This window comes from Pseudomonas sp. 1912-s (assembly GCF_029269205.1).
In the GTDB taxonomy this organism is placed as follows: domain Bacteria; phylum Pseudomonadota; class Gammaproteobacteria; order Pseudomonadales; family Pseudomonadaceae; genus Aquipseudomonas.
Map to the genome: position 1 here is coordinate 20,646 of NZ_JARIXR010000039.1, position 18,071 is coordinate 38,716.

Sequence of the window (18,071 nt, forward strand, 5' to 3'; positions counted from 1 at the left end):
CGGTTTACCCGCTCCGCACCACCTGCGTTCGGCCTCGGGCTTATTGGGGCAGTCAGATCAAGATCAAAAGCAAGAGCACAGCGGCCTACAGGCCGGCTGGAGTGGTAGAAGCCAGATCAAAAGCGAAAGCCAAATCTGAAACGGATGCAGCTCTGCTTTTCTGTGGGAGCTGGCTTGCCTGCGATGCAGACAACTCGGTCTCTCAGGTGCTCCGAGGCGATGCCATCGCAGGCAAGCCAGCTCCCACATTTGGACCGTGCCCGCTGTAGATTTTGATCTTGATGTTGCCTTTGCTTCACACCACTCAAGCCGGCCTGTAGGCCGCTGTGCTCTTGATCTGCTGTTGATCTTGATCTTAGGCGCCCCGTTAAACCACGCTGGCCGAACGCAGGCTTTGGAGCGTGGGTAACCCGGCAGGACGCCGGGTTAGCCGCGCTGGGCCAAGGATGGCCCATCGCGGCGGCCCACGGTCCAAAGCCGGAGTGAGGGCACACCGAGCCTGAGCGAGGTGCCGAGTGGTGGGGCAAGAGCCTTTTGGTTACTTTTGGGCTCTTTTCCAAAGTGACCCGCTGTAAGAGCGGAACCCATCGAAGCCATCACCCAAATAACGGATATCCCCCCAATCAGCGAGCCTTCACCGCCTCAACCCACCCCGGATCCAACCGCGTCTGGTCAGGTTCAATCCCCAACCCCCGCATCCTCTCCAGGTGCTCATCAACCTCGCGCACCAACTGCGCCTGAGCGCTCGAGTTGGCGTCCAGTTCGTGCATCTGCATCAACCCAAGGTGATAAAACCGCAGCAATTTGATCGCCACCGGATCATTCGCTTTCACCCGGTCAGTCACCTTGTGCATCACATTCGTCACACTCATCAAACTGCGCTTGAGCTGCCAGCCATACACCGCCGGCGCCAGCCAGGCCTGGTTCCAGAACGGCCCCCGCACCAGCGCCAGTGTGATCAATACCCCGGCAAACACCCCGCCCACATTAAAGCGAAAGTTATCGCCCCCAGGCGTACCAAACACCATCACCGCCAGGCTGGACAGCCCCATCGCCAGCGCCACGAACAGCACCGCGACTATCAGCGTGCTGCGTCGCGTCTGCTGGCGAAAAACAATCGGGTCGCACGGTTTAAGCTCAAACATCCGGGTGCAGTCTCCATGGGCTGAGTAGGGGTATAACGCCGGCCGGCATCTTCTCATGGTTCGCCCGTCGGAGTGACGGTAATCCGGTTGAACGATGGCCCACCGCGTTTTCTCTAAACCTCGTAGGCAATCGACCCCAAGTGAGGTGAACCATGACCCGGTACCAGCAACAGCCGCCCGGCACACCCAACCCCGACCGCACGCCCGGCGAAGAGGAGCGCGACAACGACGCCCTGCGCCCCAACGACCCTGCCGAGCGCGAGCACAACGAGGAGCGGGTCGAGGAAGACCTGGAAAACCTGCACGACAAGGCCCGCCCGCTGTAACCGGCGCGCGAAGGAGGCAGTGATGAGTAACAGTAAGAGTGGCCCGCATTCATCGGAACATTCCAGCGGCAAGGACGAATTGGGTTTCGACCCCGATTCCCCCGATGTTTCAGACCCGCAGGTCGACCCGGTAGGCCCTGCGATTGCCCCGTTGGACAAGCCGGAAAAAACCGGCAAGAAGCCGGCCTATGATCCCCTGGGGGATCTGAAGCAGTGAAACAAGCCCCGCCGTTGTGCGGGGCTTTTTTTCAGCCAAGCCGTTTCGGGGCAGTCCATGTCACCTCAGTGATGCCAAATTTCTCCGCCCAGGGCCGAGTGGTCTTTTTCACCCGCTCATGACCCGGTCGGCCAATGCGCCCCACATGGGCAATGTCGGCGTCAACGGCCGCCCAATGCCAGGCTTCGGCGTTGTTCATGATCTCGGCACGCACCACAAAGGTTTTCGGTTCGCCGTGTAGCAAGTAGTGGATGGTGTAGATCGTCGCGGTACTCATGATGCCTCCCTGTCTTGTAGTGAATGGATATGAAACCGTTCAGAAAGGTTCAGAAAGTTTCTGCATTACAGGGCTTGTGTTTGATTCAAATCACAATTGGCAAACAACCGCCTTCGGGGTATTAGTGATGTCTTTGCCACCCACGCCAGGATTGCGTCATGCCAGAGCTGACCCACAGCCTTTTGTACCTGCAACGTTTGGGCTACGACACGCCGCCACCGCCGACCCTGCAAACCCTGCAGGATTTGCAGTTGCGCCACGTCAGCACCTTCGCGTTCGAAAGCCTGTCGACCCTGCTGCATGCCCCGGTGCCGATCGACTTGCCGAGCGTCGAGCAGAAAGTCCTGTTCGACGGGCGGGGTGGTTATTGCTACGAGCTAAACCAGATGTTCCTGGCCTTGCTGCAGGAGTTGGGCTTCGACGCGCGGGGCATTACCGGCCGCGTGGTGATGGGCGGCCCGCCGGATGCACTGACGGCGCGCACCCATCGCCTGAGCCTGGTGACGCTGGACGGTGTGCGTTACATCAGCGATGTCGGCTTTGGTGGCATGGTGCCCACCAGCCCGCTGCAACTGGACACCGACGCCACCCAGGCCACCGCCCATGAGCCCTATCGCCTGAGCCTTAGCGAAGGCAGTTACACCCTGTGGGCGCAGGTCGCCGGTGAGTGGCGCGGCTTGTATGTGTTCGACCTGCAGGTGCAGTCACGTTTCGACTACGAAATCGGTAACTGGTACGTCTCCACCCACCCCGATTCGCCATTCCTCGGCCAGTTGAAAGTCGCACTGATTGGCCCGGGATTTCGCCGCACGCTGAACAATGGCCAGTACGCGATTCACTACCTGGACCGGGCCAGTGAAAAGCGTGCAATCGCGGACGTGGATGAGCTGCTGGGCCTGTTGCAGGCCAGCTTTGGCATTCGGCTGCCGGAGCACTCACAGTTGCGGCCCATTCTCGAGCGTTTGCTGGCTCCCGTTCAAGAGGCTTGATATAGAGCCTTCGCTGAACCGTTTTACCTCGAAAAAAGGTGCAAATTAATTCGAACCTTTCGCCAAAGCGAGGGTTCGAACCGTTTCCTGAATAATTTGCCACCTACAATGGAGACGTAAAACGATGTCCAAACTATTCGGAAAAATCCTCAAGAATTCTTCGGTCCTGGCCCTGATCGCGGCACCGGGTGTGGTGTTCGCGGCGGCGCCGACTGACCCGATTTCCACCTTCGGGATCCTTGGCAGCTACAACGACTTCAAGCTGGAAGGCGGTAGCGAAAGCGACAAGGACCACATGCCTGAAGCCGGTCTGTTCTACAACTTCGGCAACAAGCTGACGGCCGAGTCGGGCTTTATCTATCAGGCCGGTATCGAAGCCAAGTACGGCGAAAAGAGTGACAACAAGCTCAAGGAAGGCCAGGCCGACCTCGACCTCGGCTGGCGTGCCGCGCTGGATGCGCGCAACTTCGTCGACGTGCTGGTGGGCGGCGGCTACAGCTGGACCCGCTACGAGCCGGACTCGGGCGACTACGACATGAAGCTCACCAACAAATCGCCGTTCGCCAAGGCTGCACTGGGTTACAACCACCAGTTCGATGACATGACCATGCGCGTTGAACTGGGCGCCCGCCATACCATTGATGGCCGCGCCAAGCTCAAGGTCGACGGCATCGGCAGCGACACCGTGGACCTCAAGGACCGCACCAACCCGTACGCCGAAGTCAGCCTGTTGATGAACCAGAAAGGCGACCTGCCGGTGATGGCGGGCCTGTACTACACCCGCACCGAGTACAAACTCGACGGCGACTCCTACGTGGCCGACAACACCAAGCTCAAGCGTGACGAGTATGGGTTCAAGGTCGGTATAGCGTTCTAACACCTGTTGCGCGGGTGGGGGGCCAACCCCCACCTTTGACTGTCCGCCCAAGCCCCCCTTTCTGTCCCCCAATACCCTCAACGCCGCGCCCTGGCTGCCTTAGTGTGGATCACGCTTTCACACAATAAGAGAGAGGGTGGCTATGCGGGCAATCAACCCCCGTCGCATCAGTCTGCTGCTGGCCGTGACCTGCCTGCTGACAGCCTGCGGCGACAAACCGAAACATCCCCCCGAACGCGCCACGGCGGCCAATGCCATGCCCGGCGACGCAGCCCTGGCCCAGGTCTACGACACCAGTTGCAAGCTGTGCCACGCCAACCCGGCCTCCGGCGCGCCGCTGACCGGTGACGGCCCGGCCTGGAACCCGCGCATCGCCCAGGGCCCGGACACCCTGCTGGACCACACCATCAACGGTTACAACGGCATGCCACCCATGGGCCTGTGCGTGCAGTGCTCCGAAGAGCAATTCCTGGGGCTGATCAGTTTTATGTCGGGTCAACACATCCAATAAGAATAACGGGGTAGGCGATGGGGCTTTCACGGCGAGAATTATTGCAACGCGGCGCGGTAGCCGGCGCGTTCATGGCATTGACCAGTAACCCGGTGCTGGCCCAACTGGCCCGGGCACCGCGGCTGATTCCCTGGCGCAACTGGTCGGGGGCGCAAACCTGCCTGCCCCTGGCGCGGCTGGCACCCAAGACCCTCGACGAACTGGTGCAGGTCATCGGCCAGGCTCCGGGAAAAGTGCGGCCGGTGGGCTCGGGCCATTCGTTCAGTGCCCTGGTGCCCACCGACGGCACGCTGCTGTCCCTGAGCTATTTCAACGGCCTGCTGGAGCATGACCCGCACACCTTGCAGGCGACCTTCGCCGCCGGCACACCGATGTCGCGCATGGGCCAGGCCTTGAAAGACGTCGGCCAGGCGCTGCCGAACATGGCGGATATCGATTACCAGACCTTGGCCGGGGCGATCTCCACCTCTACCCATGGCACCGGCGTGGGCTTCACCTCTTATTCCGGTTGCGTCACCGGCGTGCAACTGGTGACGGCCCAGGGCGAGGTTCTGGACTGTGACGCCCACCGTCACCCTGAAGTGTTCAGCGCCGCCCGGGTATCCCTCGGCGCCCTCGGCGTGGCCACCCGGGTACGTTTGCAAAACCGCACGCCGTACCGCCTGCGGGAGCGCCAGTGGATCGCCAAGACCGAAGAATTGCTGGAGGACGTAGGGAAAAATACCCGGGAAAACCAGCACTGGGAAATGCTCGTGGTGACCCATTCCGACTACGCGCTGTCCATCGCCCTGAATGAAACCACCGACCCCGAAACCCCGCCCGTCGACCCGGCCGAGGCGGGCGGCAACGAGTTTGTGTCGATCATCGAAAAGCTCGACAAGTACGGCAGTGATTTCCCCGACGCCCGGCGCACCTTGCTCAACAGCCTGCGGTTTTTCGCCAGCTTCGAAGACCGCGTCGCCGAGTCGTACCAGGTGTACGCCAACGTGCGCAATGTGCGCTTCAACGAGATGGAATATTCGGTGCCCGCCGAACACGGTCCGGCCTGCCTGCGGGAAATCCTCAAGTTGATCAACGACAAGGACCTGCGTACCTGGTTTCCCATCGAGTACCGCTACGTCAAGGCCGACGACATTCCGCTGAGCATGTTCGAGGGCCGCGACAGCTGTTCGATCTCCGTGCACCAGCACTACACCATGGACCACCACAACTTCTTCGCCGCCGTGGAACCGATCTTCTGGAAATACGCCGGCCGCCCGCACTGGGGCAAGTTGCACACCCTCAATGCGCGCACCCTGCAGCCGTTGTACCCGCGCTGGGAAGAGTTTACCCGGGTGCGCCGCGAGCTGGACCCCAGCGGCAAATTCCTTAATGCGCACCTGTCATCGATTCTGGGAGTGGCCTGATGAACCGCAGACATTTCATGCTCGGCACCGGTGTGTTGCTGGTAGGCGGTGCCATGCTGCTAAGACCGGGCGACCGGGGCAGCCCGTACACCGAGTACTTTCGCAGCCTGAATCAGGAACTCAAGGCCCATGGCCCGATGCGCCCGGTGATGCTGATTGACCTCGACCGGCTGGACCACAACATCGATGTGGTGATGCAGTCAGTACAACGTGGCGGCAAACACCTGCGGCTGGTGGAGAAATCTTTGCCCTCGCCAGGGCTGCTGGCCTACATCGCCAAGCGTGCCGGCACCCAACGCCTGATGTCGTTTCACCAGCCGTTTCTGAACCACGATGCCCAGGTCTTTCCCGACGCCGATATCCTGCTGGGCAAGCCGTTGCCGGTGCGTTCGGCCGAGCTGTTTTACCAAACCCACAAAGGCCCGTTCGACCCGTCCCGGCAGTTGCAATGGCTGCTGGACACCCCCGAACGCTTGCAGCAATACCTGGCGCTGGCTAAGGGCCTGGGCACGAAGCTGCGGGTCAATATCGAGCTGGATGTGGGCCTGCATCGCGGCGGCATCAGCGACAACGCGGTGCTGGGGCAGATGCTGACGCTGATCAGCGCGCATCCGCAGCAGCTGGAATTCAGCGGCTTCATGGGGTACGACCCGTTTGTGGGCATGGGAGTACCGGGCATTCTGGGTTCGCCCCAGGATCTGTTCGAGAAGGTCATGCAGCGCTACAACGGCCATGTGGACTACACCCGCCAGCACTTTGCGCCGCTGTGGCATGACGGGCTCACATTGAACACGGCGGGCAGCCCGAGTTATCGCATTCACGAGCAGGAAAAACTCAGCAGCGAGGTGTCGGTGGGCACGGCGTTGCTCAAGCCGACCCACTATGACTTGCCGTCGCTGAGTGAACACCTGCCGGCGGCTTATATCGCCACGCCCGTATTGAAAAGCACCGGGGCGGTGGATATTCCGGCGCTGGATGGCAAGTCGCGGTTGTTCTCGTGGTGGGATGCAAACCAGCGCGCCACGTTCTTTATCTACGGGGGCAACTGGATGGCTGAATTTGAATCGCCCAAGGGATTGCAGAGTAATGACCAGTACGGGCGCAGCTCCAATCAGGAGATGGTCAATGGTTCGCCCAAGGTGGGGCTGAACGTGGAAGACCAAGTGTTTCTGCGCCCGACCCAGAGTGAGTTTGTGCTGTTGCAGTTCGGCGATTTGCTGGCGGTGCGCGGCGGAAAAATCGTCGATACCTGGCCGGTCTACAGCTGAAGAAACCCGATCAACATGTGGGAGCTGGCTTGCCTGCGATAGCATCACCTCGGTATCACTGAAAACCGAGTTGCCTGCATCGCAGGCAAGCCAGCTCCCACATTTTCAATCGGGTTTACAGGGCAAACGGAATCGTCAGCTTCGCCCACAACATGTCGCCTTCCGGCCGGTTCTGCACATCAAATTCCTTGGCCCAGCGCACTTCCGCACTGGCGTACTTGAGGAAGGTGAAATACACCGCAGGACCTATCGCAAACACCTGGCCCTTGACCCCGTCGTCGACGTCTTCACCGTAGATATTCACCACCGTGTGCCCGTACTGCTTATCGTCGGTGGTCTGCTTGAGGTAGTAGCCGTTGACCCCCAGGCTGAGGTTGTCGGTGACCTTGTAGCTGGCGGAATAATCGAAGTGGAAAATCTGCCCCGAACGGTAATGGGTGTCGGGGTTTTCCTTGTTGAAGCTGTAGGTGGTCTTGATCGACAGCTCGGTGCGTTCGTTGGGCATCCAGGTCGCCGACACCAGCGGCTTGTAGGTGTAGAAATTGTTGCTGGTATTGGCCAGGCGCGAGGCGTCGTATTCGCCGGTGGGCAGGGTGATTTCCAGGGCGGTACCCACGGTCAGGTTCGTGCCCAGGTCCCAGAGAATGATCGGCGCCACCGTGGTGTCGCCCATGCTCTCGCGGGTGTCGGACATGCCGAACAGCGACACCTGTTGCTTCAGGTACGGCTGGGCGATGTAACCCCCCAGGCGCCCGCCGAATACCCGCAGCGGGCTGAGGTAGTCCAGGCGCGGGATGATCGCGTCGGACTTGATCTTCACATCCGGCACCTTGCCGCCCAGGGAGCTGATATCGAGCTTTTTGGCTTCGTAATGGTTGTAGTAAATGTTGAAGGCGAACATATGGTCCGGCAGGTTGTTCACGTCCAGCGGCAGGATATAGAAGCCGTCGGTACCGGGGCCGATGTTGTCGACACCGCCTTCGGTGGCCAGGGCCGGCAGGCTGATGAGGGTCAACAGGGCGAGTTGCACGGGGTAAAACGCACGGGTCGTGTTCATGTCTGGGCTCATTATTATTATCAGGACGACGCTGCCTATAGAAATAAGCCCTGAGCGCCCGGCGGGGCAGGGTATTAACGGCCATATAGGGGGACTTTGGCGGACAGCTTTCATCCAGAGTGCAGCGCCTCTTGCAAGCGCCTATGATTGTCAGGATGTTTCAAAAACAAGAACTGAAGCACTCAGTCGGGAATCGAAGATCCATGCAAAGGAAAGCCGTTGATCCGCACTATGACCTGGCCCTGGTCTCGCCATTTTTGCTGCAAACCCTCGGACAAGTGGTCGCGCAAAAGGGCGCGAGTGCCGAGCACCTGTGCCGTGGCCTGGGGTTTACCCTGGCTGACCTGGACGACCCGGCCCAGCGGATTTCCTATCGCCAGGCGGTCGCGATGATCCAGCGTGCCCTCAAGGTGTTGCCCGATCAGGGGCTGGGCCTGTGGGTGGGCCATCAGAACGTACTCGGCACCCTGGGCCTGCTCGGGCATGTGATTTCACTGTGCAAGACCCTGCGCGATGCCTTTGCCATTGGCGAACGCCATCAGCACACCTCCGGCGGCATCGCCACCTCACGCACCCATGAGGGCGCCCAGGAAGTTTTCGTCGATATCGAATGCCTGCTGCCCTACGCCGAAGTACAGGTGTTTGCCGCAGAGGAATTCTTCGCCAGCCTGATGGTGTATGGCCGGGCCTTGGTGGGCGAGGGCTTCATGCCGCTGCGCGTCGAATTTATCCACGCTGCGCCCACCTATGTCGCCGACTATCACCAGCTGTTTGGCGCGGATGTGCGCTTTGGCTGCCTGCATAACCGTATGGTCCTGGCCAGTCACTGGCTGGACGTGCGCTTGCCCAATCACCATGCCCTGGCCTTGCGCCAGGCCCTGGAATTACTCGAGCTGGAAAGCGCCCAACTGCACCAGAAAATGGATTTGATCCAGGCGGTGGAGCGCGCGATTTCCCGCGATCTGCAAGGCAGCCAGCTGGAAAAGGTCGCCGGTGACTTGAACATGAGCGGGCGCACCTTGCGGCGGCGGCTGACCGAGCACGGGCTGACGTTTGAAGGTTTGCTGGAGCAGGTACGGCGGGCACGAACCATGGGGTTGCTGAGCAATCCGGGGTTGTCCATCGAGCGTATTACCGAGGAAGTGGGCTATAGCGATGTGCGCAGTTTTCGGCGGGCATTCAAGCGCTGGACCGGGCTGAGCCCCAGTGCGTTTCGGGGGGAGGGAGGCGGGCTGGCGTGATCCCTGGGGTGGTCCCTTCAGGACGCCATGGAGGTGTTGATTACGCGTCTGAGCGAGCGCGCAAAGGTTTGCTTTTCGGCGAATCAAAAAGCGCGCCGATCGCCTGACGCGCCCGCGACAACCGGCTCATTACGGTGCCGATCGGCAATTCGAGCATTTCGGCGGCTTCCTTGTAGCTGAAGCGTTCCACGCCCACCAGCAACATCACCTCGCGCTGGCCTTCGGGCAGCTTGTGCACGGCCTCGAGAATCTGCCGGTGCATCAGGTCGGACTCCGGGTTGGGGGCCTCGGGGTCGCTGACGGTTTCGAGGAACTCGTCGTTCCAGTCCATGCGCGAGCGGCTGCGCACCTTGCGTGAACGCAGTTCATTGATCCAGGTGGAGTGGACAATCGAAAACATCCAGCTCAACACCGAGGTGTCGGGCTGCAATTGATGGGAGCGTTCCAAGGCACGCACACAGGCAAGCTGGACCAGATCCTCGGCATCGTGTTTGTCGCCCGAAATCCGCAATGCGAACGCCCACAGGCGCGGCAGCAGTTCTGGCAGCAGTGCGGGTAAATCTGCACCGGTGATCGACATATTTCCTCTTATTATTTCGTGATGCCTAAAATGGAGCGGTCAGGCTACGAGGTCATGCCGTAGCGGATGCCAATGTCTGGGCGTCCTTTGCGTTGCTGAGGATCCTGGAAAGCGCGTGCGGGATAGCGATATTTGGAGCATTAGCACAAAGCGGGCCAACAAATTATTGTGCCATTGTCACGGGAAAGATACAGACACAAGATGAAACATATAATATTTAAACGACCGAGGGAATATTTTCGAATTCCAAGTGTTGTCTTAGAGTATTTGCTCCTGTTTTAAAGTATTTTCGGTTTGCCTTTTAGTGTTTCCAGTTGTTGCAACGCGATGATTGATATCAATATGATGGCTTCTAGCTACCCGCTGACCAGCCGCATTGGCCCACAAGGCCGAGATCACGTAACGTAGTCATGATGAATAAATGGAGTGATGACCCAATGGTAGCGGACGATGCCCTGCTTATGGCCTATGTTGACGGCGAACTGACGCCGCAACAGAACCAGGAGCTTGAGCGGCTTATGGACGCTTCGCCGGATTTGGCCCAGCGCGTCTCCCGGTTGATGGCTTCCTGCCTGCCTTATGAGGAAGCGTTTGCCCGGCAGAAACTGCCGCCGGTGCCCGAGAGCCTGAAGCTCAATATTGCGGCCCTGGCGGCTCAGCATTCGGCTGCCCAGACCACCGCGCCGGCGTCTGCCCCCGTGGCTGCTAGAAAAGACAGCGTTTTTGCCCGCTTGTTCGGCCAGTCCCGACCTAAATTTGCATGGATGGCCCTGACCTTCGCCGCCGGTGCCGCCTGCTATGCGCTGGTGCTGCAAGTGGGTGTGCTCAATGGCGTGCTCAAGCCCGGTTTTGACGCCACCGCGCCGGCCGTTGCCCAGACCTTGCCATGGGTTCAGCAGGCGGCTGCCTATCAGCATCTTTATACCCGTGAGACCGTGGACTACGGCGCCCAGCCGACCGATGTGGTGACCAAGACCCTGGCCGATATTCGCGAGGTCGACGGCCTTGCGCTGCGCGTGCCGGACCTGAGTTCCGCCGGGCTGACCTTCAAACGTGTGCAACGCCTGCGCTTCAACAACAAGGCGCTGATCCAGCTGGTCTACCTGCCCGAGAACGGTGCACCGGTTGCCCTCTGCGTGATGAAGGAACCCAAGCCTGACCAGTCCCTGACGCAGCAAAGCGTGGCACAAATGAACGTTGTTACCTGGCGCCAGTCTGAGCTGGGCTACGCGCTGATCGGCGAGCCAGAAGGCGTGGACCTCAAGGCTGTGGCGCGGCTTGTCGCAGACCGCACGGCCGGCCAGTTGTTCGCGGTTTCCCGCGCACCACTGTGGGTCGCTGATATCCAGAAATGACAGTACCGGGATCGAGCATTGGATCCCAATGCTGCGGTTCCAGGTAGTTTGATGAAAAAGCGCCATCGTCTGATGTTCCCCCTCGCAGCTGTCACCCTTGCCCTCGGTACCTGGGGCTATCACGCGGGGTGGCTGGCCTCCACGTTTTCGCCGTCACCCACTGCCGCACAAATCGTCGATGAGATGGAAGCGGCGGCCGGTCGGGCCCATCCCGGATTCCGGCGCAACCATGCCAAGGGCTTGTGCATCACCGGCAGGTTTGACGGCAGTGGTCAGGCGGTAGAGATCTCCAGCGCCCAGGTGTTACAGCGCGGCAGCGTACCGGTGCTCGGCCGGCTGTCTGCTGCCGGGGGCGACCCGGCCCAGGCCGATGCCCATGGCATGATCCGCAGCATGGCCCTGAGCCTCACCGGCGCCGACGGCCAAACCTGGTACACCGCGATGAATTCGGTGCCGGTGTTCCCGGTCAACACGCCCGAAGGCCTCTACGAGCAGTTGCGGGCCTCGATGCCGGAGTACGGCGGCAGCGGCCCCGACCCGCAGAAGATGAACGCCTTCAAACAGGCGCATCCGGAGATTCAGCCGTTCGAAGCCTGGCTGGCGGACCATCCTGCGTCGTCCGGTTTCGACAACACCGCGTTCTATAGCGTGAATGCGTTCCGCATGACCAACGCCCGGGGCCAGGTGCGGTTTGTGCGCTGGAGCATGGTGCCCGAGACGGCCTACACACCGATGACCGCCGCCGAGGGCAGCGACCCGGACTTCCTGGCGTTTGGTTTTGCCCATCGGGTCGCGCAGTCGCCGGCGCGCTGGCACCTGATGATCACCCTGGCGGAACCCGGCGACCCCACCACCGACGCCACCCTGCGCTGGCCCGAAGAGCAGCGTCGGCAGATCGACGCCGGCGTGCTGGTGATCGACCGCCAACAACCGCAGATCGACGGCGCCTGCCGCGATATCGACTTCAACCCGCTGGAATTGCCGGCAGGGATCGAACCCTCCGACGACCCTTTGCTGCTGGCCCGCGAGGCCGCGTATGCCGAGTCCCACAAGCGGCGGGTCGCGGAGCAGGCCGGGCACTGAGATTGGCTACCTGATCTTCCCCCGGATTGGCTATTTGTCCGACGCGCCCGGCTCACTACTCTAGACACCAATCCCCACTGCTCTGGAGTACCACCATGCAAACTCGCACCGACTTCTACACCGCCTCCCCGGACGCCATGAAAGCCATGCTCGCCCTGGAAGGCGCCGTCGGCAAACTGTCCATCGAACTGCCGCTGCTGGAGCTGGTGCGCCTGCGCGTCTCACAGATCAACGGCTGCGCCTTCTGCCTCGACATGCACACCGCCGACGCCCGCAAGGGGGGTGAAACCGAGCGTCGCCTGTACACCGTCTCGGCCTGGCGTGAAACGCCGTTCTTCACCCCCCGTGAACGCGCCGCGCTGGCCTGGGCTGAAAGCCTGACCCTGATCAGCCACACCCACGCGCCGGATGAAGACTTCACCGAACTGGCTGCCCATTTCAGCGCCCAGGAGCAAGTCGACCTGAGCGTGGCGATTGCCACCATCAACAGCTGGAACCGCCTGGCGGTGGGCTTTCGCAAGATGCCCAAGTAGTTAGAAGTTAACTGTTGCACTCAAGCGCGCCGTCAACGGCGCGCCCTGGAACAGGTAGTCATCCCCCAGGTATTCGCCGGTATCGCGCCAGTAACGCTTGTCGAACAGGTTGTCGACGCTCAGGCGGAACACCGTTTCATAACCATCGAGTCTGGTGGTGTAGCGGCTACCGACATTGACGATGGCGTAGTCGCCCACTTCCACATCACCGGTGCGATTGGCGTACTTGCTGGCGCTGTATTGCACGCCGCCCAGCAACGCCAGGCCGTCGACCCAGGGCAGGGCGTAATCGGCATACACACTCGCCCGCAGCTTCGGCACGTTGATCGCCTGATGGCCTTCGTATTCCGGTGTGCCGCTGCCCGTCACCCGTGCGCGAATTGCTGCGACGCTGGCGGCAATCTGCAAGCGTTGGGTGGCCCAGCCGTTAGCCGATAATTCCAGGCCGGTGTTTTTCTGTTCGCCTTGTTGCACGTAGGTGAACGTTCCCGCGTCGTCGGGCCTGGCGTATTGATAGGCCTGGCGCGTCTGGAAGAGGGCGGCGGCGAAGCTGATGCGGCGCCAGTCGTATTTCACACCGGCTTCGATCTGGCGAGAGACCGTTGGGGCGAGGGTTTCACCGTTGTTCAGCGCGAACCAAGGCGCTTGCCCACCCAGGGACAGGCCTTTGCTATAGCTGGTGTAGAGCGACAGGTTTTCGATCGGTTTGTAGATCAGCGCCGCCTGGGGCAGGAACACATACTGCTGAGTGTGGCGCGATTCATTGCCCTGATCATCGAAGGCCTTTTCGTCCAGGCGTACTTCGCGGCCGCCCACGATGGTCTGCCATTGTTCGTTGAAGCTGATGCGATCAGTGACAAACAGGCCGTATTGGCGGCTGTCGAGGTTGCGGTGGCTGTCGTTCAGCGCACCTGCGTAACGCGGAAAATTCTCGGGCTGCTGATTGATGTTGCCTGTGCCGATCCACTCATTGATCGACTCGCGTTTGTCGATCACGCGACGAAACGCGCTCGTGCCAAACGTCAGCTCATGCCCAAGGCCACCGGTATTGAACAGCCCCGTCATCGCCGCCTGGATTTCATCATCGCGCCGGGTGTCATCCGGGCTGCGGAAGTCGTAGATGCCATAGTCGCCTTCCGGGCTGAAGTAGTTCTGGTTGCCGGCAGTGTCGCCACCCCACGCAAACGAACTGTAATCATCAATCACCACCTTGCTGCGCGCCGCGCTCACGCTGCCTTTCCATTGGTCATTGAAGCGGTACTCAAACTTGCCATTGAGGTTCAGCGAATCGATCCCCACCTGGTTCGCGCCGCTCTGATGCCCCAGCAGTTTCTTCGGCGATGCGTTGTGCGGCACCTCGGTCCCGCCCAGTAACTGATAGCCCGGCACCGAGCGCTGCTGCTTGTTCTGATACTCCGCATCCAGTTGCAAGACCGCGTCGGGGCTGATGTTCCAGTCGAACGCCAGGGACAGGAAGTCCCGGTGGCCATTGGCATGTTCGACATAGGAGTTGAGGTCTTCATGGGCCACGTTGGCGCGCAGGCCGAACTGCTGCTCGCTGCCGAACCAGCCGCCCACGTCGGTGGCCAGGTAACCACTGCCACGGTCATCGGTGGACACCGTCACCGAGCGCACATCCTCCGGGCGCTTGGTCACGTAATTGATCACGCCACTGGGCTCGGAAATCCCGCTTTGCAGACCCGACAATCCCTTGAGCAGCTCCACGCGCTGCTTGTTTTCCAGGGCAACGTTCTGCTCGCCGGTGATGGTGCGGCCGTTGATCTTGTAGCTGCTGGCGGCATTCAGCGAGAAGCCGCGCACCACGAAGTTTTCGTAGTAGCCGATGGGCGCGTAGCTGTCGCCCACCGAGGCGTCGTTGCGCAGCACTTCGCTGAGCAAGCGCGCCTGTTGATCCTTGATCAGCGACTCGTTGAACACCGCGATCGAGGCGGGCGTGTCGAGCAACGGCGCCTCGTTGAAACCGCCCACCGACGCGGTGTCGGTGTTATAGCCGGACTCATCCTGGCCCTGAACCTTCACCTCCGGCAGTTCAATGTCAGCCGCCTGGCTGCTACCGATACCTGCGCTGAGCAGCAGGCCTAGGGCGAAACGTGAAGGGACAGCGGGGCGAAGACGCAAAACCATGGGGGAAGGCCTGAGAGCGCAGAGCGGAGGGCGCATAAGCTAGGCATAACGGCGACGTTTTACAAGTTTTCGAGAATGATTCGCTTTGAGACATCCCGTCTCAGCCCGCACACCGATCCTGCTGCCGCTCGACAGCCGTGCCTGGCACCTGCGATAGACAAGGCTTCTCTCACCGTTGAAGGAGATTGTCATGAGTATTGCTGGAAAAGTTGCGCTGGTGACCGGCGCCGGGCAGGGCATCGGCCGGGCCATCGCCCTGCGCCTGGCACGGGACGGCGCCGACATCGCGTTGGTGGACATCAACAGCGCCAAGATCGAAGCGGTGGCGGCCGAGGTCGTGGCACTGGGGCGCAAGGCCTCGGTGTTTGTCGCCGATGTCTCGCAGCTGGAGCAGGTGGTCGCGGCGGTCGAACACGCCCACCAGACCCTGGGCGGCTTCGACATCATCATCAACAACGCCGGCGTCGCGCAAATCGACGCGCTGCTGGACGTGACCCCGGAACAGGTCGACCGCACGTTGCGTATCAATGTGCAGGGCACCCTCTGGGGCATCCAGGCCGCCGGCAAGAAATTCAAGGCCCTTAAGCAGAAGGGCAAGATCATCAATGCCTGCTCGATTGCCGGCCATGAAGGCTTTGCCTTGCTCGGGGTGTACTCGGCCACCAAGTTTGCCGTGCGCGCACTGACCCAGGCGGCGGCCAGGGAATTGGCCAGTGACGGGATTACCGTCAACGCCTATTGCCCGGGCGTGGTGGGCACGGACATGTGGGTCGAGATCGACAAGCGCATGGCCGAGATTACCGGCGCCGAGGTGGGGGCGACGTACAAGAAGTATGTGGATGGGATTGCCTTGGGCCGGGCGGAAACGCCGGAGGACGTGGCGGGGTTGGTGTCGTACCTGGCGGGGCCGGATTCGGATTACATGACCGGGCAAGCGCCGTTGATTGATGGCGGGATTCTGTACCGCTGAGCCAAATGTGGGAGCTGGCTTGCCTGCGATAGCGGTGCAACAGTCGCCAGATGTATCGACTGAAACACTGCAATCGCAGGCAAGCCAGCTCCTACATTTGAAGGTGTTGGGTCAGTGCTTCCCGGGCATATCGATCCCCAGCTGGTTAACCCGCCGATACAACGTCGCCCTGGAAATCCCCAGCGCCTGCGCCGCCGCCAGCGGCTTCCAGCGATGCCGAATCAGTGCATCCAGCACCCACTGCCGCTCCGGGCTGACGCTCTCCGATGCTTCAGCCACTACTGCCTCACCGCGAACCTCCACCGGCAAATCCGCCAACTGCACCGTCCCTCCGTCACACACCGCACACGCATACGCCAGCACATGCCGCAGCTGCCGCACATTCCCCGGCCAGGCGTAACCCAGCAGCAACTCCAGCGCGGCGGATGTGATCCCTACCGAAGTGCCGCTGTGCCGCGCTTCCTGCGCCAGCAGCCGGTTGATCAACGCCAGCTTGTCCGTCCGCTCCCGCAATGGTGGTACGCAGAACCGCGCACAACCCAGTCGGAAATACAGGTCCTCACGAAAGCTTCCGGCACTCACCAGCGCCGACAAATCCCGATGGCTGGCGCAGATCACCTGGATGTCCACCGCGCGGGTTTTTGCCCCGCCCAGCGGTGCCACTTCACCTTCGGCCATCACCCGCAGCAGGCGTGTCTGCAAGGCCAGGGGCATGTCGCCGATCTCGTCGAGAAACAACGTGCCGCCATCGGCCTGCAACAGCAACCCGGTCATGCCCTTGCTGGAGGCTCCGGTAAATGCCCCGGCCACGTAGCCGAACAGCTCGCTTTCAATCAGGTTCTCCGGAATTGCCGCGCAGTTCACTGCTACAAACGGCCCGTCACGGCGGGCGCTGCGTTCATGCAACTGACGGGCAAAAACCTCTTTGCCAGCGCCGGTCTCGCCCTGCACCAGCACCGGCAGGTTGCGGTCCTTGACCCGCACGGCCAGGCGCAGGTGCTCTTCCACACGCGGGTCTGTCTGTTGACTCAAAGAAGCCGCCGCAGGCGCCGCTTTACGCCGTGGCGCACTGACCCGCACCTGCAGCGCGCCGGGCTCGCCGAGCCAGTGCAGCTGTTGCGTCGATTGGTCGGTCACGGCGCGCAACGCGTCCAGGTCAAACACTTCACGGATATGCTCCGGCAATTGCCCGAAGCGCAATCGCAGCGCCTGCCGGGCCTTGCTGTTCAAGGCTTGCAGCCGCCCGTCCTGATCCCATGCCAGCAGCATGTCTGGCTGGCTATCGACGTATCCCGGCGTGCTGTGAGCCTGCAACACCCAATGTTGCCGGGCGCTGTGCATGAAAAACGCGTTCTCGATGGCCCGCGCGCTCTGCGCCACCATCTGCCGTACCAGGTGCTGGCTGCGCCGGTCATCCGGGGACTTGAGGGCCGACGCGTCCATCACGCCGAGCAGGTTGCCCTGGGGATCGAAAATCGGGGCGGCGGAGCAGGTCAGGCCGATAAACGCCGCGCGAAAGTGGTCGCGCTTGTGCACGGTGACCGCCGCCTTGCTGGTCAGCACCGTGGCCACGCCGCAGGTGCCTTCCTCGGCTTCCGACCAGCAGGTGCCGAGGTACAGGCCGGCTTTGCGGCAATCATTGCGAATGCCGGCGTCCACACGGTGGTCGATGGTCTGGCCCTGGGCGTCGGTGAGCATCACGCAGTAATCGGCGTGCCGTACCCGGTTGTGAATCTGCCCGACTTCCTCGCTGGCGATGCGCATGAACAGCTCGGCGCGTTCGCGGCATTCCTTGAGCAGGGTGCTGGTGAGGATGCGCGGCCCTTGCAGGGAACCGGGGTCGAGGTGGTGCTGCTCCATGGAGCGGCGCCAGGAATCAAATATCAGCGACGGCACCGGGGCCTGGGGCAGGCGGTCGGCATTGCGTACCACGCGGCTGACACAGTCGACATGGTCCTTGGAGTTCACGGCGAGCATTGAAGCCTCCGGTTCTCGATCCTTGTTGTTATGCCCGCCATTAAGCGCCCATGGGCCGGGACGGACAAGGGCGGCCTGACCAACTGCCCGGGGTGAGACGCAGCGTCTCATCGT

General features: G+C 61.4%; 18 protein-coding genes. 12 read left to right on the plus strand and 6 right to left on the minus strand.

Annotated elements, in window-relative coordinates; all coding sequences use genetic code 11:
* Window positions 1-623 precede the first annotated feature (623 nt).
* Entirely contained in the window at window positions 624-1,145 is a 522-nt protein-coding gene (locus tag P3C29_RS29445) for a DUF3087 family protein (protein ID WP_010175324.1), read from the minus strand.
* A gap of 152 nt (window positions 1,146-1,297) precedes the next feature.
* Here P3C29_RS29445 and P3C29_RS29450 point away from each other — a divergent pair, with 152 nt between their 5' ends.
* Both P3C29_RS29450 and P3C29_RS29455 read left to right on the plus strand, forming a co-directional pair.
* On the plus strand, window positions 1,298-1,471 hold the full coding sequence (locus P3C29_RS29450; RefSeq protein WP_010175322.1) for a hypothetical protein: 174 nt from the start codon (window positions 1,298-1,300) through the stop codon (window positions 1,469-1,471).
* Window positions 1,472-1,493: 22 nt separating this feature from the next.
* Window positions 1,494-1,688: a DUF6021 family protein gene (locus P3C29_RS29455; RefSeq protein WP_010175321.1), complete on the plus strand. Its 195-nt coding sequence runs from the start codon at window positions 1,494-1,496 to the stop codon at window positions 1,686-1,688.
* Window positions 1,689-1,719: 31 nt separating this feature from the next.
* Here P3C29_RS29455 and P3C29_RS29460 read toward each other — a convergent pair whose 3' ends face one another.
* Complete coding sequence (locus P3C29_RS29460) at window positions 1,720-1,965, minus strand: DUF6555 family protein (protein WP_010175320.1); 246 nt, start codon at window positions 1,963-1,965, stop codon at window positions 1,720-1,722.
* Between the two features lie 158 nt (window positions 1,966-2,123).
* On the opposite strand from P3C29_RS29460, the gene P3C29_RS29465 reads away from it, so the two are divergent.
* The 5 genes from P3C29_RS29465 (at window position 2,124) to P3C29_RS29485 (ending at window position 7,016) form a co-directional block, all read left to right on the plus strand.
* Window positions 2,124-2,954 carry an arylamine N-acetyltransferase gene (locus P3C29_RS29465; RefSeq protein ID WP_275966104.1) on the plus strand — a complete coding sequence of 277 codons (831 nt, stop codon included), beginning with the start codon at window positions 2,124-2,126 and terminating at the stop codon, window positions 2,952-2,954.
* A gap of 124 nt (window positions 2,955-3,078) precedes the next feature.
* Window positions 3,079-3,831 carry an outer membrane beta-barrel protein gene (locus P3C29_RS29470; RefSeq protein ID WP_177045869.1) on the plus strand — a complete coding sequence of 251 codons (753 nt, stop codon included), beginning with the start codon at window positions 3,079-3,081 and terminating at the stop codon, window positions 3,829-3,831.
* A gap of 142 nt (window positions 3,832-3,973) precedes the next feature.
* A complete protein-coding gene (locus P3C29_RS29475) occupies window positions 3,974-4,342 on the plus strand; it encodes a cytochrome c5 family protein (protein WP_201122968.1) in 369 nt (122 codons plus the stop codon).
* A gap of 77 nt (window positions 4,343-4,419) precedes the next feature.
* The gene (locus P3C29_RS29480) at window positions 4,420-5,748 is read left to right on the plus strand and encodes a D-arabinono-1,4-lactone oxidase (RefSeq protein ID WP_275966114.1); all 1,329 of its coding nucleotides are present in this window, start codon (window positions 4,420-4,422) and stop codon (window positions 5,746-5,748) included.
* 53 nt (window positions 5,749-5,801) lie between these two features.
* The gene (locus P3C29_RS29485; protein WP_275966115.1) at window positions 5,802-7,016 is read left to right on the plus strand and encodes a DSD1 family PLP-dependent enzyme; all 1,215 of its coding nucleotides are present in this window, start codon (window positions 5,802-5,804) and stop codon (window positions 7,014-7,016) included.
* A gap of 115 nt (window positions 7,017-7,131) precedes the next feature.
* Here the strand turns inward: P3C29_RS29485 and P3C29_RS29490 are convergent, their stop codons facing one another.
* Window positions 7,132-8,073, minus strand: coding sequence for a transporter (locus P3C29_RS29490; protein ID WP_201122971.1), 942 nt, complete (start codon window positions 8,071-8,073; stop codon window positions 7,132-7,134).
* Between the two features lie 203 nt (window positions 8,074-8,276).
* Here P3C29_RS29490 and P3C29_RS29495 point away from each other — a divergent pair, with 203 nt between their 5' ends.
* Window positions 8,277-9,314 carry an AraC family transcriptional regulator ligand-binding domain-containing protein gene (locus tag P3C29_RS29495; RefSeq protein ID WP_275966105.1) on the plus strand — a complete coding sequence of 346 codons (1,038 nt, stop codon included), beginning with the start codon at window positions 8,277-8,279 and terminating at the stop codon, window positions 9,312-9,314.
* A 40-nt stretch (window positions 9,315-9,354) separates the two neighbouring features.
* Here P3C29_RS29495 and P3C29_RS29500 read toward each other — a convergent pair whose 3' ends face one another.
* Entirely contained in the window at window positions 9,355-9,894 is a 540-nt protein-coding gene (locus tag P3C29_RS29500) for an RNA polymerase sigma factor (protein ID WP_010175305.1), read from the minus strand.
* A 437-nt stretch (window positions 9,895-10,331) separates the two neighbouring features.
* On the opposite strand from P3C29_RS29500, the gene P3C29_RS29505 reads away from it, so the two are divergent.
* The 3 genes from P3C29_RS29505 (at window position 10,332) to P3C29_RS29515 (ending at window position 12,865) form a co-directional block, all read left to right on the plus strand.
* Entirely contained in the window at window positions 10,332-11,249 is a 918-nt protein-coding gene (locus tag P3C29_RS29505; protein ID WP_242487039.1) for an anti-sigma factor, read from the plus strand.
* Between the two features lie 51 nt (window positions 11,250-11,300).
* On the plus strand, window positions 11,301-12,332 hold the full coding sequence (locus P3C29_RS29510) for a catalase family peroxidase (protein WP_275966106.1): 1,032 nt from the start codon (window positions 11,301-11,303) through the stop codon (window positions 12,330-12,332).
* A 95-nt stretch (window positions 12,333-12,427) separates the two neighbouring features.
* Complete coding sequence (locus P3C29_RS29515; RefSeq protein WP_275966107.1) at window positions 12,428-12,865, plus strand: carboxymuconolactone decarboxylase family protein; 438 nt, start codon at window positions 12,428-12,430, stop codon at window positions 12,863-12,865.
* Here P3C29_RS29515 and P3C29_RS29520 read toward each other — a convergent pair whose 3' ends face one another.
* Window positions 12,866-15,010 carry a TonB-dependent siderophore receptor gene (locus P3C29_RS29520; protein ID WP_275966108.1) on the minus strand — a complete coding sequence of 715 codons (2,145 nt, stop codon included), beginning with the start codon at window positions 15,008-15,010 and terminating at the stop codon, window positions 12,866-12,868.
* Between the two features lie 190 nt (window positions 15,011-15,200).
* Here P3C29_RS29520 and P3C29_RS29525 point away from each other — a divergent pair, with 190 nt between their 5' ends.
* Complete coding sequence (locus P3C29_RS29525; protein ID WP_010175295.1) at window positions 15,201-15,980, plus strand: acetoin reductase; 780 nt, start codon at window positions 15,201-15,203, stop codon at window positions 15,978-15,980.
* A gap of 111 nt (window positions 15,981-16,091) precedes the next feature.
* Here the strand turns inward: P3C29_RS29525 and P3C29_RS29530 are convergent, their stop codons facing one another.
* Window positions 16,092-17,957: a sigma-54-dependent Fis family transcriptional regulator gene (locus tag P3C29_RS29530; protein ID WP_275966109.1), complete on the minus strand. Its 1,866-nt coding sequence runs from the start codon at window positions 17,955-17,957 to the stop codon at window positions 16,092-16,094.
* Window positions 17,958-18,071 lie beyond the last annotated feature (114 nt).